Source organism: Paenibacillus sp. YIM B09110, assembly GCF_037167145.1.
In the GTDB taxonomy this organism is placed as follows: domain Bacteria; phylum Bacillota; class Bacilli; order Paenibacillales; family Paenibacillaceae; genus Pristimantibacillus.
Genome location: NZ_JBANSP010000043.1, coordinates 1 through 14,441, shown reverse-complemented (window position 1 = coordinate 14,441; position 14,441 = coordinate 1). Strand labels below are relative to the sequence as shown.

Below are 14,441 nucleotides of genomic sequence, written 5' to 3'. Positions count from 1 at the left end.
TATGGCCAAGACATTACCGAAGACCGATGTCGTCATCGTTGGGGTTGGCTGGGGCGGCGGCATTATCGCATCCGAGCTGACGAAGCAAGGCTTGAATGTGGTTGGACTGGAACGGGGCAAAGAACGGAAGACCGAAGATTATTACATGGTTCATGACGAGCTGCGTTACGCCCTGCGTTACGAGATGATGCAGGATTTATCCAAGGAGACGATTACGTTCCGCAGTAACGAGAAAATCCGCGCGCTGCCCATGCGGCAATACGGCTCGTTCCTGCTCGGAGACGGGCTTGGCGGCTCCGGCGTACACTGGAACGGGCAGACGTACCGCTTCTTGCCGTATGATTTTCAAATTCGAAGCAAGACGATCGAGCGGTACGGGAAAAACAAAATCCCAGCCGAAATGACGATTCAGGATTGGGGAATTACCTACGACGAGCTGGAACCGTATTTCGACAAATTCGAGAAGACGGCCGGCATCTCGGGCGAGGAAAACCCGCTTGGCGGGAAACGAAGCAATCCATATCCGACGCCGCCAATGAAGAAATCGCCAGCGATGACGATGTTCCATGAAGCGACTAGCCGTCTTAAGCTGAAGCCGTATATGATGCCTTCGGCCAATCTATCGCAGGACTACACCAACCCGGACGGCATCTCGCGGGCAGCCTGCCAGTATTGCGGTTACTGCGAGCGGTTCGGGTGCGAGTATGGAGCGAAGGCTGATCCGGTTGTAACGGTTATCCCGGTAGCGAACAAAACAGGCAAGTTCGAGATTCGAACGCATTCCAGCGTACGTCGTATTCTACATAAGGGGGGCAAAGCAACCGGCGTCATGTATACGGATGTAACGACAGGCGAGGATATTATTCAGCCGGCGGACATCGTTGTCATGACGAGCTATGTGTTCAATAATGTAAGGCTGCTGCTCATGTCGAACCTCGGCAAGCCGTACGATCCTTCTACGGGAACAGGGGCAATCGGCCGCAATTACGCGTATCAGGTTATTAAAGGCAGCGCCGCCGGCTTCTTCGAGAAGCAGCAGTTCAACACATTCGCAGGCGCTGGGGCGCTCGGCGTATCGATCGACGATTACAATGGCGACAACTTCGACCATTCCGATCTTAAGTTCATCCATGGCGGTGTCATCTCGCTTAGCCAAACGGGGGCGCGGCCGATTCAGAACAATACGACGCCATCGGGTACGCCGTCATGGGGGGCGGACTTCAAAGCCAAGTCCGTCTACTATGCGAATCGTACGCTAGGTGTCGGGACACAAGGCTCGTCGATGGCGTACAAGCATCATTTTCTCGATCTCGACCCGACCTACAAGGATGCGTTCGGCGATCCGCTTATTCGCATTACCTTCGATTTCGAGGATCAAGACCGCGAGATGGCGAAGTTTCTAGCGGAGAAATGCTCGGGTATTTTGAAAGAAATGGGCGCGGATAAGATCGACTATTTGAAGGAGCTTGGGCCTTACGAGATTATGAGCTACCAATCGACGCATAATACAGGCGGCGTTATCATGGGCGCTTCGCCTGCCGATTCGGCGACTAATAATTATTGCCAGATGTGGGATGCCGAGAATGTTTTCGTGATGGGGGCAAGCTCCTTCCCGCAAAATGCCGGCTACAACCCGACAGCTACGGTTGGAGCGCTCGCTTATCGCACGGCGGAAGGCATAATGAAGTACAGGGAGAAGGGAGGCATGCTCGTCTAAGTCCGCGAGCGAACATACAGAAGAAGGCCGCTCTCGCAGCTACGCGGGAGCGGCCTTCTTATTAGCACAACGAAAGCTATAACAGCTTCTGCACGTCATCCTTGCTGCGATCCGAAGCTGAAGCGGCTCCGTCGTCATCCACGATGCCGCGTGTCGAGCTGCGGAATTCGCGCAGCGTATCGCCGAAGGCGCGCCCAAGCAGAGGAAGCTTGGCCGGGCCGAAGACAATCAGCGCGATGACGAGAATGATAACGAGCCCTGAAACGCCGATGTTGTTGAACATGTGAATACTCTCCTTTAGTGCATGCCTAAGCATGGCATGGAAGTGGACATTAATGGTTCATTCTTACGTTCCGGATGGGACAGGGGCAATCCTTCTGGAGAATCGCCAGGAAACAAGAACGCTGATCTCGAAGAGCAGCAGCAACGGTACGGTGACGGACAAGTGGGAGACGAAGTCGGGCGGCGAGATGGACGCTCCGACAACAGCCAGTCCAACATAAGCATACTTGCGTACGCTTCGCAGCCGCTGCGGTGTCAGCAGCCCAAGTCTTGTCAGAAACAAGATGATGAGCGGCATCTCGAAGGCGATTCCGAGCGGGAATACGACGCTGAACAGAAAGGTGAAATAACGATCGATGCCGTACGTCTCCACAGCACCGACGTTCTGGTTCATCCCGATCATGAACTTCAGCATCATCGGGAATACAAGGAAGTAACTGAATGAGATGCCCATAAGGAAGAGCATGAACGATACGGGCACATAAGCCAGCGTTCCCCTCGCTTCGGACTCCTTCAGTCCGGGCTTTACGAATGCCCATGCCTGGTAGAGAAGGACCGGCAGCGTGAACAATAAGGCGAAGATGAAGGCGCAGCGCAAATAGATGAACAAGCCGTCCGTGAACGAGAATACATTCCATTCGACTGCGCTGGCCGTAGGCCCCGACTTAATGTAACGGAGTATGCCCGGCGATACATACAAACCTCCGCTCATCGCAACGACGAAGCAGCCGAGCACGATGAGCAGCCTTTTGCGAAGCTCCGTTAAGTGATTGACCAGATCATCTTGTATATCGATAAGCTCACCCCGCTTTACATGCGTTCTATCGGTAAATTCGCCATGGCATTTTTTAGGATAACCATTTCATATGACGTTATGCGCATACGCGCTATGTAATCCAATCTCGACAAGAAATGATAGAAGTTGCGCCGGAGCAACAAAGTTAGAGCCTTCAAAGTCTATTGTACGACCTTAAAACTTCTTATTCGCTGCAAAACTGTTTCTCTAGACCCACATGAATGGTTGTTTGTATAATGGATCAGGTATTGAAAGAGGATAGACAAGGAACGCGGACAGAAGGGGATAGCGATGGAGAAGCAGGCCAGGCAAACGGGAACAGCAGCGATCTTAATCAGCCTGATTAGCAATCTGTTTCTAACAGCAATTAAACTAATTGTAGGCGTACTGGCAGGCAGCCAGGTACTAATAGCTGACGGCATACATAACGCAGGCGATGTCGTTGCCGCAGCGGCGGCATTAAGCGCAACCGTTATCGCCAAGAAGCCCCAAGATATTGATCATCCGTACGGACACGGGAAAGCAGAGGTAATCGGATCGGCCATCGTTGCCGTGATCATGCTCATTGCAGCTCTGTATATTGGGTATCATTCTGTAGAGTCGATGTTCCATCCAGCCGCGGAAGCAAGCTTCATAGCGCTGATTGCGGCAACGGTATCGTTCATTTGGAAGCAGTGGCTGTATATGTATTGCATTCGTCTTGGTCGCCGTACGAATAACAAGAGTCTGCTCGCCACCGCATACGACCACTTGGCCGATGTGTATGCTTCGATAGCGGCTGTTGTCGGTATTGGAGCGGGATTAATCGGCGATCATTATGGAATTCCATTCCTTATGTATGGCGATCCCGTTGCCGGACTGATTGTAGCTGCATTAATCTTGAAGCTTGCGGTAGACATGGGACGCGAGGCTATCGATGTGCTTATGGACAAGATGGTTTCTTCGGAAAAGCTGGACCAGTATGAGGAACTCGTCTTTTCCGTAGTCGAGGTGAAGCGGATCGATCGGCTGCGCGCTAGGGAGCATGGACGGTACATTATGATTGATGTTCGCGTAGGTGTGCCCGCCGAGCTTAGCATTCAAGAAGGACATGACGTTTCTAGAAAAATTAAGTCGCTCATTATGGAGCAGCATGACGATGTGGAAGAGGTATTAATCCACCTAAATCCTTGGTACGAGGATGAGGGCGAGATGAAGCAGTCACCCCGCTTAAGCGAGTAGCGGGCAGTGATTGCTTTTTTTATTTTAGATAGATAACCGAAAAAAATAGCGATAGTCAATCGACATAAACAGATGCTACGATGGTCTGGACGGCATTTTAAGGGAAAAGGTTGAGGTTATTAATGGTAGGTGCGGCATTCCTGCTAGTGATAGGCTCTGGGTTTCTTCACTCGATCTGGAATTTATATACGAAAAAAAGCATCAACAAAGAGGTGTTCTTATGGTATTGCCAGCTAACCTGGCTGTATACAATAGTAGCCTAATTAAGGCGCGAAGCTCATGCTTCGCGCCTTTGCTATGCTCCCTGCAGGGTTCGTATGGAAAAAGCGGATAATAATCCCTTCATCGTGGGAAAATATTTAGGGCGGGAACGAGATTAATGCTGTTGTTTCTTATGCTTGAGATAGCTGCGTAAAATCTCTTTCCCGCGCATCGCGTACCAGACAATCAACGGCAGCAATATATTGATGCCGAGTACGACATAAACGATGACCCACATGAACCATTCCGTGTTAATGAGATGACGGTAGAGCCACGAGTGATAGAAGTCGAGGTTCAAGCTTGCTGCTCCTTTCTGTATCTCATTCAGTATTCTGTCATTCGACCTCGTTATTGTAATCCAATGATATACAAGGTATACGATCAAGCTAGGAGGTGGCGATATTGTCAGTTGCACAAGATAAGCTGAAAGGGCCTTTCGTTGCATCTTTGTCGGCTAATGCAGCTTTGTTCGACGAGATTCTAGGGCAAAGCGAGGATATTCAGCGACGAGAGATCAACTTATGCGGCAATCGTGACCATCCGGCAATTTGCTGGTTTCTAGATGGGATGGTAGATATGTCGGTCATTGATATGATATTAAGGACACTGGTCGTGACCGGAAATGAGCTCCGCTTGGACCCTAGCGACTATAAGACTGCCGAATCGGTCATCTCAAACTTTCTGTACAACGCATCGGCTAAGCAGTGTCCAAGCCTTGAGAGCGGGATATCGGGTGTATTGTCGGGTGACACGCTTATCGTCGTTGATGGCTTGGATGAAGCTATTATCGTATGCACGAAGGGCTGGCAAGAGAGGAACGTCGAGGAGCCGTCTTCTGAGAACAATGTGCGCGGTCCAAGGGACGGCTTCACGGAGAGTATCCGCATCAATACGACACAAGTTCGAAGGCGCATTAAAGATCCGAATTTGCGGATTAAAGGCATGGTTATCGGCACGCGTACCCGAACGGACGTAAATATCGCTTATATCGATGATTTGGTGAAGGAGGGCCTTGTCGATGAAGTGATGAAGAGGCTCGAACATATTCGTATCGACGCGATTCTAGAGAGTGGCAATATCGAGGAGCTGATCGAGGACTCGCCGCTGTCTCCTTTCAATACGATACAGAGTACCGAGCGTCCGGATAAGGTAGCTTCCGCATTGCTTGAAGGAAGAGTCGCCATATTCGTTGACAATACGCCTGTCGTCTTAGTTGTTCCGACCTTCTTCTGGCAATACTTTCAAGCACCGGACGATTATTACAACCGGTACTGGGTAGGGTCCTTCTTCCGACTCGTGCGTTACATGGCTTTCTTGATAAGCCTCACGCTCCCTTCCTTCTATGTCATGCTCGTCTCGTTCCATCATGAGATGATTCCGACTTCGCTGGCGCTGACGATAGCATCCGGCCGCGAGGTCGTCCCCTTCCCTGTGCTGCTGGAGGCGATTATTATGGAGCTTGCTTTCGAATTGATGAGGGAAGCGGGGCTGCGCATGCCGAAGCCGATCGGACAAGCGGTCAGTATCGTCGGCTCGCTTATTATCGGACAAGCTGCCGTGCAGGCTGGACTCGTATCGCCGTTCATGGTTATTGTCGTGGCGATTACAGGCATATCGTCCTTCGCGATCCCGAGTTATTCTTCGTCTCTCGCAATACGGATTGTACGTTTCCCGCTATTGCTCGCTTCAGGCCTGTTCGGCTTGCTTGGCTTCGCGACGATGTTCTTCGCGCTGCTGCTGCACGCGCTGTCCATACGCTCCTTCGGTGAATCGTACATGACGCCTGCCAGTCCGTTCCGCCCGCAGGATCAACGCGATATGCTGCTTAGGATGCCGCTATGGATGCTGGATCAGCGCCCCGGCTTCGCGCAGGACAGCAAACGGATGGCTAATGATATGATGCCGCAGCCACCAAAGGAATGATAATGATGCAACGAGTAATGAAGCAATTCCTAGTGCTGGTCGTCCTGCTGCTGCTTACTTCATGCATGGGGCAACGGCAAATCAATGAGCTGGCGCTTGTGACGGCTGTCGGTTTAGATGTGGGAGAAGCACCGGGTTCAGTGAAGCTGTCCGTGCAGATTATCCGTCCTGCCGATGCGAGAGGGCAGACGGGCGCGCCGGCAGGAGGAACGGGAGAGCCGATCTATTCGGTCAGCAGCGAAGGGAGAACGATATTCGAAGCCATTCGCAACTTGGGGAGATTCACCTCCAGGAGAGTGTACTGGGCGCATAATTTTCTCATTGTCATGAATGAGAAATATGCGAAACGAGGCATTTCGGATATGGTCGATTTCTTCACCCGCAATCACGAGCTGCGCATGAATACGTGGGTGGCGGTCACGCCTGACGAACCGGGCGAACTGATTTCCACGATTACAGGACTTGCAGTAGTGCCTGGTGAAGCGGTCGATCGGCTGTTTCGCGATAATGATGTTGTCGGACAAGCGCCAGGGACGAACATGATGATTTTGGAGGAGTCGTTCCTTAGCAGTTCCACTAACCCCGTCATTGCTAAGCTTACGCTTGTCCCGCGCGGCATCTCTAATAAGAAGCCGGAGCAGCACGGCTCGCTGATGCAAGTCGAACTGGCGGGAGCGGCTGCCTTCAAGGGAGACAGCATGGTTGGTTGGCTGAACGTGAAGGAGACGAGGGGGCTGCTCTTTTTGCTAGAGCGGTTGAAGAGCGGAATCGAAGTCGTTCCTTGCCTTGATAACAAGGGGTACATGTCGGTAGAATTTGACGAAGCGGATTTGCAGGTGAAACCGACGCTTAAGGACGATCGGCCATTTTTCCATATACGATTGAATTCGAAAGCGGATATCGTCGAGAACGGCTGCAGCGAATCGGTAACCGTATTGCGGAAAGAGATGGAGGAGCACCTGAAGCAGCAGATGAAGGCTAAGATTGAGGATGTCATTGGGAAAGCCCAGAAGCAATACCGCTCCGACTTCTTGAAGTTCGGCGACGTATTCCGTAATCACTACCCCATGGAGTGGAAACAATTAAGTTCTAATTGGGACGAGACATTCTCCGAAGCAGGAACGAGCATTGAGGTCCATACGACGATAAAGACGGCAGTGGTTAAGGCGGCCAGAAAGGGGATCAGATGACCAAAATTCAAATTTCGAACGGCATGTTCATCGCCATGATCGTCAATCTGATCTTCGTCAAAGCAATTGGCGTCACGGAAGGCGTGCTTGCGCGAAGCATTGGTCAAGATATGTGGATCGCTACGCTGATCGGAACATTGCAAGGCATCGTCATGATGTACCTCACGTACCTTGCTATTAAGAAGACGCCGGATTTGGATTTTATCGGACTTGGAAGGGCTTTGCTTGGTCAATGGTTCGCAAAGCTCGTAGCGCTGCTCATCTTCCTCTTCTACTTGGCGGCGATCGGTCCTGTCATGATAACGTTCGTCTATCATCTTCAAGAATATTTTTTGCCGGAGGCACCCATCTCGCTGTTCGTCATAGCATCCCTGCTTGTCGGTGCAGCCGGCTGCTACTACGGTCTTGAAGTAATGGCAAGACTTGCGCTCGTTGGACTGCTGTTTATATTCCTGCTGAACGTAATGATCATGATCGGTTCATTGAATGAATTCGATATTCTAAACCTATTGCCGGTGCTGGAGCACGGGTTTCCGCGCACGGCTCAGGCCAGTTTGCATTTTGATTCGGATTGGGCCATGTCTACGATGCTGGCGGCGCTGCTGTTTCCTTTCGTCAAAGATGTGAAGAAGCGCGGCGGAAGGCTGGGGATGGCTGGAATCGTTGTGAGCGGCATTATGATTTCGATCTGGGCGATACTAGAGGCAGCTGCGCTATCTGCGGAAGTAACGGGTCAATATACGCTCGCATGCATGAAGCTTGCCCGCAATGCCCATATCGGCAATTTTTTGCAACGGTATGAAATGATTATGATCGCCTGCTATTCATTGTCGATGCTGTTCATGGTCATGTTCTGCATTTATGGTACCTATGTCAGCGCGGCTCGAATATTGGGTCTTAAGAAAAGCAAAACGATGATTTTTCCAGCCAGCCTTATTCTCGGTATTTTCGGCTACTGGATCGTAGAGGATCACTTCCGTGCCATGGAATATTTGGAGCAGTATTGGCCGATAATCTCCCTGCCCATTGCCTTCGGACTTCCATTGCTGATGCTGTCTTTGCGCATGATGTTCGGCAAGAAATTGAAGAAGGAACAAGCTAACGCCTAGCTCGGAATTACCGCATTCGTATTGACATCGAAAAAGCAGTTGTGGTATATAAAAGGAAGAATTAGCACTCTTATTGATTGAGTGCTAAGAAGCGAAAGAAAGAATGGAAGGGAGCATTTCATTAAATGACGAAAAAGCAATTTCAAGCCGAATCGAAACGACTGCTGGAGATGATGATTAACTCCATCTATACGCAGAGAGAAATTTTCCTCCGGGAACTGATTTCGAATGCCAGCGATGCGATTGATAAAATGTACTATAAAGCACTAGCCGACGACGGTCTGGTGTTCAACAAAGAAGATTACTTCATTAAAGTAACGGCAGACAAAGAGAGCCGTACCCTGACGATCTCGGACACGGGGATCGGCATGACGAAGGAAGACTTGGAGAACAATCTCGGCGTTATCGCGAAGAGCGGATCGCTTGCCTTCAAGAAAGAGAATGAAGCGAAGGACGGCCATAACATTATCGGTCAGTTCGGGGTAGGCTTCTATTCCGCATTCATGGTAGCCGATGAAGTTACTGTTATTTCCCGCACGTTCGGCAGCGACGAGGCTTTTGTATGGCAGTCAACGGGAGCGGACGGTTATACGATTGAGGCAGGCGAGAAAGCAACGGTTGGTACGGATATTATTTTGACAATCAAGCCAAACACCGAAGACGACAACTACGATGAATTCCTCGAAGAGTATCGCCTTCGCTCCGTTATTAAGAAATATTCGGACTTCATTCGTTATCCGATTAAGATGGACATCAAGGGGTCGCGTCCGAAGGAAGGCAGCGAGAACGAGTTCGAGGAGTACCAAGAGGAGCAGACCGTCAACAGCATGGTGCCGATCTGGCGCCGCAACAAAAACGAGCTGACAGCCGAGGACTACGAGAACTTCTACTTCGAGAAGCGTTACGGCTTCGACAAGCCGCTTAAGCATATCCATGTGAGCGCAGATGGCGCTGTCGTGTATAATGCGATTCTATTCATTCCGGAGAACACGCCATTCGATTATTATACGAAGGAATACGAGAAAGGGCTTGAGCTCTATTCCAACGGCGTACTTATTATGGACAAGTGCGCGGATCTTCTGCCGGACTATTTCAGCTTCGTGAAAGGGATGGTCGATTCCGAGGACCTGTCGCTTAATATTTCCCGCGAGCTGCTGCAGCATGACCGCCAGTTGAAGCTTATTGCGAAGAATATTAAGAACAAGATCAAGTCACAGCTCCAAAGCTTGCTGAAGGAAGAACGCGAGAAGTATGAAAGCTTCTATAAGTCTTTCGGCAGACAGCTTAAATTCGGCGTATACAATGAATATGGCATGAACAAGGACGACCTGCAGGACTTGCTGATGTTCTACTCTTCCAAAGAGAAGAAACAAGTGACACTGGATGAATACATCTCCAGAATGCCGGAAGATCAGAAGTATATTTACTATGCGACTGGCCCATCGATCGAGCGCATCGAGAAGCTTCCGCAGACGGAACTTGTATCCGACAAAGGTTATGAGATCCTGTACTTCACCGACGATATCGATGAGTTCGCAATCAAAATTATTGCGAAATACAAGGACAAAGAGTTCAAGTCCGTATCGAGCGGCGATCTGGGCATCGAGGCCGATGTCAAGGACGAGAAGAACGAAGCGGAAGAGAACGACAGCAAGGAGCTGTTCGCTTACATGCAGAGCCTGCTGACGGATAAGGTGAAGCAGGTCAAAGCTTCGAAACGTCTGAAATCCCATCCGGTATGCTTGTCCGCTGAGGGCGAGGTTACGATTGAGATGGAGAAGGTGCTCCAAGCGATGCCTAGCGGCCAAGATGTGAAAGCAGACAAGGTGCTGGAGATTAACGTGAATCACGAAATCTACGCGAAGCTGAAGTCAGCGTTCGAAACCGACAAAGAGAAGCTGGGCCTATATACAAGCCTACTCTATAATCAAGCGCTTCTCATCGAAGGCTTGCCGATCCAGGATCCGGTCGAGTTCACCAACGATATGTGCAAAATTATGGTTTAACATAGCTTAGTCCAATACCCCAATTTTAGCTGCTGCAGCGAGATTGGGGTATTTGGTTTTTCTGTAGATTTAACAGTCTGCCAGATATTGTTCTCATCCGACAATTAGCATTTTTTCCCACGGCATTCATAGACTGTATGCTAGAATAGGTTATGAATCTGATAGAACGAGGAGATCAGTATGGTAGATAAAATCATTCGAGTGTTCAATATGATTAACGCGATTCAGACGAACCCCGGTATTACAGCCGCTGATCTAGCGCTGAAATGCAATGTTACGATTCGAACCGTATATCGCGATTTGGAGTTAATCGATCACATCGCACCGTTGACTAACGACGGCAGAGGAACGGGGTACCGATTTCTAGGCAAGTTTTTTATGTACCCATTGGATTTCTCGGAGGAGGAGTCGCTTGTTTTCTCGCTGCTCCCTTCAGTGCTGGATAAAGATAAACTTCCGCCCGGTTTCGATACGGCTTACGATAAGGTGATGGCGACGCATAAGAAGGAGAAGTCGCAGCAGAACAGCATGATGGAGAGCATAGCCGACATCATTCAGATGGGTACGCCGGCTTATCGCAAGGAGAGCAAAAACCTGCTGCAGCCGATTCTTCAAGCAGCACTCGAGCAGCGGTCTATCGACACCGTCTATCATACGCAGTACCGCAACGAAACGACGGAGAGGCGAATTGACCCGTATTATCTTGTGCCGCGCGATCAACGTTTCTATATGATTGGTTATTGTCATTTGAAAAAGGACATTCGTACGTTCCGAATTAGTCGTTTCATGAATGTCGCGTTAACCGAACAAAGATTCGATAAGAGCCGATTCAACATTCGGAAATATTTGAAAAACACGTGGTCGATCGATCGCGGTGACAAAAATACTGTGTTTAAGGTACGCTTCTCGGCTGAGATAGCGAGGTACATCAAGGAGGAGGAGCTATTCGTGCAACCGCGCATGAAGGATCTGCCGGATGGCTCACTCCTATTCGAAGTGACAGTGAACAATGAAAAGGAATTTATGAAGTGGGTATTGCAATACGGACCGGCGGCCGAGGTTATCGAGCCGCAATCAGCGAGAGACGCCTTGAAGCAGCAATTGCACGCGTGGACGGATATGTACTAACTGATGTGAAGTGCAATGGCGAGCATATGGGGAGTAGACGCTAGATTACCATACCGAGCAATTGAGCCAGCTGGCTGAATGGCTTATTATCGTCGTCGCCCGAGGAGTATACGATCTTGGTCATGTTGAGCGAGTCCTCGGCGGCATTGTTCAATTCGAGAACAAGCTGTGGTTTCACGCGAACAAATAGCTTGGCCGTATTGAAGGCGTCGTCCAGGGCGTTATGATGCTTGCCGAGCATGGTTATATCGGCATGCCTTAACGCCTTCTTAAGGCTGATCCGTTGTCCGACATCTCCGCCTTGCAGCCTGGTGAACTGCAGTTGGATATCGTTGTAGTTGCGAATCCAGCTTATCTCGAGACCGGCAGCTTGGCATTGACGGACGAATTGTATTTTGTCATCGGGCCCCCAAGCGCATAGGTAATAATCCTCACCGCCAAGCCAGTCCCTAAACTGCTCGACGGCAGTTGCGAAATTAGGGGCGTTATCGATCTGCTGCTGCGTAATACCGGTAAAGTCCAGAGTCATCTTCGTGAGCGTAGTTTCGCGGACTGGCATTACGTAGGTTTGGAATAGGTCAGTCATAAAAGCAACCCCGTTCTCATCCTCATAAAGCTCGATCGCGCCAATCTCGATAATCTCGGATAAGTATTGCTGCTTGCGATTCACCGTGAATTCCAAATCAAAGACGATATATCTCATGCGCAGCGCCTCCTCGTACATGCTTTATGCCGGTATTATATCGCAGGCTAAATGACAACTGGTTGTCACGAACGGATATTCGTATGTAATTATTTAGTCTTTTATGAACGATTGTGCGAGCACGGTTTGCAGACACTTGAAAACGGAAATAATAGGGGCAATCACCCGTGTACATGCAACGTAGCTCGGTGAGAACATGCAACAAGAAGGAGGCGATGCTCTCTGATCGGCATACATCCCGTACATCGCCGTCTCGCAGAGCTTACGCACAAAGCAAAGCGGCTCGGCGGGTATCATATTCTCACGCAGGCAGAGAAGCTGGAGCTCGATCATTGCTTAGCCGTTAATTTTGACTTGGTGTTCAAGCTGGATTGTTTGAAGTCGCTTGCCTTTGTTGCTCACGATAGCGGGGACATGGAATGGCAGCAGGACATTTGCGCCAAGATTGAACAAGTGGAGTCTAAGCTGCTTTAATAGTTGGTCGATGACAGGAGAGCCGTAGGGCTCTTTTTGTTTTAGAGTAGCCGTATAGCAAAAAGTAAAGGCTCTGGCATAATGGCCAGAGCCTTTGTTCGTTCATCGAGCTTATTTGAAAAATTCGTTGAAAATGGTCGCTATCGCTTTTTGGTCATGCGATATGGAGAACAGAACGTAATTGCCGTTGCGAATGATCTGATAGTTTTTTGCATCCTCGTATTGATCTTGCAAGTACGTTTCGAATGTTTTGATAATGCTGGCTGCGCGGTTATCGAACGCTTCTTTCACAGTAGCATAGTCTTTATCGGACTTAAGCTTCACGACAACAAGCTCAGTTGCTTTAACATTCATCATGGCTTGCATGAATACGCCTTCGGTTAGAAGCTTTTCGGCATCAATACCGTAGATGTCCTTAACGAGCTCGCCTTCTGCTGTTGCGAGACGAGAAAATTCTACATCTGCAGTGATCTTGGCAATGATATCAGAAACGCTAACGGATATTTCGGGCTTCTCAGATGGCTTTGGCTTCGGTGTAGCGACTGGCTTCTGAGTTGGCTTAGCTGTTGCGCTTGGTTTATTTGTCGGCTTAGCCGTTGGTTTAGCAGTTGGTTTGGCTGTTGGCTTCGCTGTCGGTTTGGCCGTTGGTTTAGCCGTTGGGCTAGTTGCATTCTCTTCCACTGTTGGTGTTTCCGTAGGTTTATCAGTAGCAGTTCCCAGCTCCGGTACGTCAGAAGCAGGAGTATCGCTTTCGGAAATGGATGCATCCGAATCAGGCGCGTCCGATGCAGTGTCGTTTGCCGCTACGTTACTGTTGGAATTCGATTCGCTCACCGCATTGTTGCTGGCGTTGTTACTTTTGTTGGTGTTCGAAGAATCATTGGAATTCGTACCGCAGCCTGCCATAACAATGGAGCATGCGATAATAATCGCTGTAAGCTTCGTCCACTTCTTGTTGTTGTAAGTCATTATGTAGTCCCCTCGCAGTTATTTTTCAACAACTAGACGGCGAGCGTGGACAAAAGGTTGCATTTTTATTACTCGCTTACAGGTTCGTTTGCAAGTTCATGTTCTAGTCGGAAATCATCTGTCTTGCCGCTTTCATCCCAGATCTCTACGAATAGGGCATCGCAATTGTCGAAGTCCTCAGGTTTGAAGGAAAGAGCTTTCTCTTCATCCGTACCTACATATACATTCTCCATACCGTCTTCTTCATTAAAGGAAAGAATAACAAAAATCTTCATCGTTTATGCCTCCAAAGCTTTATATTTGCTTTGCAGTATATCACACGTCGGTGGTTTGTTCCTATATCATAAAAGCTCATATGGGATAACTATGCCGCAAAAAATAATCATTTGTTTTGTGGGAGTTGAAATTCAGTAAAGAAAGTATTAAGATGAGAAAGGCGAAATGAACGATTCAATTGATTTTGCTTCAGGTTAAAAAAGTTTTTAAAAAAGCTTGACCAAATAGGACGAGCCATGGTATATTCTATTTCTGGCCGAGAGAAACACACGCCGGACACGAAAGACAAGTGATTGTTCTTTGAAAACTGAACAACGAGCGAAACTGCCAGTTAAGAAGCTTCGGCTTCTGAACTAAAGCAATAAAATGTTTTTGAGCAAGTCAAA

The 14,441-nt window shown here is 49.2% G+C and carries 14 protein-coding genes; 8 read left to right on the top strand and 6 right to left on the bottom strand.

Annotation, left to right across the window (positions count from 1 at the left end; all coding sequences use genetic code 11):
• Window position 1: 1 nt before the first annotated feature.
• Window positions 2-1,717, top strand: a complete 1,716-nt coding sequence (locus tag V8F51_RS30355; RefSeq protein WP_337104244.1) for a GMC family oxidoreductase — start codon at window positions 2-4, stop codon at window positions 1,715-1,717.
• 76 nt (window positions 1,718-1,793) lie between these two features.
• On the opposite strand, the gene V8F51_RS30350 is transcribed toward V8F51_RS30355, so the two are convergent.
• On the bottom strand, window positions 1,794-2,000 hold the full coding sequence (locus tag V8F51_RS30350) for a twin-arginine translocase TatA/TatE family subunit (protein ID WP_337104243.1): 207 nt from the start codon (window positions 1,998-2,000) through the stop codon (window positions 1,794-1,796).
• A 63-nt stretch (window positions 2,001-2,063) separates the two neighbouring features.
• The gene (gene tatC, locus V8F51_RS30345) at window positions 2,064-2,795 is read right to left on the bottom strand and encodes a twin-arginine translocase subunit TatC (RefSeq protein WP_337104261.1); all 732 of its coding nucleotides are present in this window, start codon (window positions 2,793-2,795) and stop codon (window positions 2,064-2,066) included.
• Window positions 2,796-3,086: 291 nt separating this feature from the next.
• Here tatC and V8F51_RS30340 point away from each other — a divergent pair, with 291 nt between their 5' ends.
• Entirely contained in the window at window positions 3,087-4,016 is a 930-nt protein-coding gene (locus tag V8F51_RS30340; protein ID WP_337104242.1) for a cation diffusion facilitator family transporter, read from the top strand.
• Between the two features lie 376 nt (window positions 4,017-4,392).
• Here V8F51_RS30340 and V8F51_RS30335 read toward each other — a convergent pair whose 3' ends face one another.
• Complete coding sequence (locus V8F51_RS30335) at window positions 4,393-4,575, bottom strand: hypothetical protein (protein ID WP_337104241.1); 183 nt, start codon at window positions 4,573-4,575, stop codon at window positions 4,393-4,395.
• A gap of 104 nt (window positions 4,576-4,679) precedes the next feature.
• Here V8F51_RS30335 and V8F51_RS30330 point away from each other — a divergent pair, with 104 nt between their 5' ends.
• The 5 genes from V8F51_RS30330 (at window position 4,680) to V8F51_RS30310 (ending at window position 11,633) form a co-directional block, all read left to right on the top strand.
• Window positions 4,680-6,200: a spore germination protein gene (locus V8F51_RS30330; protein WP_337104240.1), complete on the top strand. Its 1,521-nt coding sequence runs from the start codon at window positions 4,680-4,682 to the stop codon at window positions 6,198-6,200.
• Between the two features lie 17 nt (window positions 6,201-6,217).
• Window positions 6,218-7,390, top strand: coding sequence for a Ger(x)C family spore germination protein (locus tag V8F51_RS30325; protein ID WP_337104239.1), 1,173 nt, complete (start codon window positions 6,218-6,220; stop codon window positions 7,388-7,390).
• Complete coding sequence (locus V8F51_RS30320; RefSeq protein ID WP_337104238.1) at window positions 7,387-8,499, top strand: GerAB/ArcD/ProY family transporter; 1,113 nt, start codon at window positions 7,387-7,389, stop codon at window positions 8,497-8,499. The genes V8F51_RS30325 and V8F51_RS30320 overlap by 4 nt, the downstream gene beginning before the upstream one ends.
• 125 nt (window positions 8,500-8,624) lie before the next feature.
• Window positions 8,625-10,505 (top strand): molecular chaperone HtpG, encoded by a 1,881-nt coding sequence (htpG, locus tag V8F51_RS30315; protein WP_337104237.1) that lies wholly within the window; start codon window positions 8,625-8,627, stop codon window positions 10,503-10,505.
• Window positions 10,506-10,685: 180 nt separating this feature from the next.
• Window positions 10,686-11,633, top strand: coding sequence for a helix-turn-helix transcriptional regulator (locus V8F51_RS30310; protein ID WP_337104236.1), 948 nt, complete (start codon window positions 10,686-10,688; stop codon window positions 11,631-11,633).
• Between the two features lie 40 nt (window positions 11,634-11,673).
• Here the strand turns inward: V8F51_RS30310 and V8F51_RS30305 are convergent, their stop codons facing one another.
• Entirely contained in the window at window positions 11,674-12,336 is a 663-nt protein-coding gene (locus V8F51_RS30305) for a 3'-5' exonuclease (protein WP_337104235.1), read from the bottom strand.
• A 222-nt stretch (window positions 12,337-12,558) separates the two neighbouring features.
• On the opposite strand from V8F51_RS30305, the gene V8F51_RS31640 reads away from it, so the two are divergent.
• Window positions 12,559-12,810, top strand: coding sequence for a DUF7667 family protein (locus V8F51_RS31640; RefSeq protein WP_442956516.1), 252 nt, complete (start codon window positions 12,559-12,561; stop codon window positions 12,808-12,810).
• Between the two features lie 111 nt (window positions 12,811-12,921).
• Here the strand turns inward: V8F51_RS31640 and V8F51_RS30300 are convergent, their stop codons facing one another.
• On the bottom strand, window positions 12,922-13,779 hold the full coding sequence (locus V8F51_RS30300) for a DUF4358 domain-containing protein (protein WP_337104234.1): 858 nt from the start codon (window positions 13,777-13,779) through the stop codon (window positions 12,922-12,924).
• A gap of 68 nt (window positions 13,780-13,847) precedes the next feature.
• Complete coding sequence (locus tag V8F51_RS30295) at window positions 13,848-14,054, bottom strand: hypothetical protein (protein ID WP_337104233.1); 207 nt, start codon at window positions 14,052-14,054, stop codon at window positions 13,848-13,850.
• Between the last annotated feature and the right edge of the window lie 387 nt (window positions 14,055-14,441).

What these genes read in the sequence shown, in the direction of transcription:
- V8F51_RS30325 (WP_337104239.1), top strand. Translation starts at nt 6,218, where the DNA reads ATGAAGCAATTCCTAGTGCTGGTCGTCCTGCTGCTGCTTACTTCATGC.
- V8F51_RS30340 (WP_337104242.1), top strand. Translation starts at nt 3,087, where the DNA reads ATGGAGAAGCAGGCCAGGCAAACGGGAACAGCAGCGATCTTAATCAGC.
- V8F51_RS30300 (WP_337104234.1), bottom strand. Translation starts at nt 13,779, where the DNA reads ATGACTTACAACAACAAGAAGTGGACGAAGCTTACAGCGATTATTATC.
- V8F51_RS30310 (WP_337104236.1), top strand. Translation starts at nt 10,686, where the DNA reads ATGGTAGATAAAATCATTCGAGTGTTCAATATGATTAACGCGATTCAG.
- V8F51_RS30320 (WP_337104238.1), top strand. Translation starts at nt 7,387, where the DNA reads ATGACCAAAATTCAAATTTCGAACGGCATGTTCATCGCCATGATCGTC.
- V8F51_RS30355 (WP_337104244.1), top strand. Translation starts at nt 2, where the DNA reads ATGGCCAAGACATTACCGAAGACCGATGTCGTCATCGTTGGGGTTGGC.
- V8F51_RS30295 (WP_337104233.1), bottom strand. Translation starts at nt 14,054, where the DNA reads ATGAAGATTTTTGTTATTCTTTCCTTTAATGAAGAAGACGGTATGGAG.
- V8F51_RS30350 (WP_337104243.1), bottom strand. Translation starts at nt 2,000, where the DNA reads ATGTTCAACAACATCGGCGTTTCAGGGCTCGTTATCATTCTCGTCATC.
- htpG (WP_337104237.1), top strand. Translation starts at nt 8,625, where the DNA reads ATGACGAAAAAGCAATTTCAAGCCGAATCGAAACGACTGCTGGAGATG.
- V8F51_RS30305 (WP_337104235.1), bottom strand. Translation starts at nt 12,336, where the DNA reads ATGAGATATATCGTCTTTGATTTGGAATTCACGGTGAATCGCAAGCAG.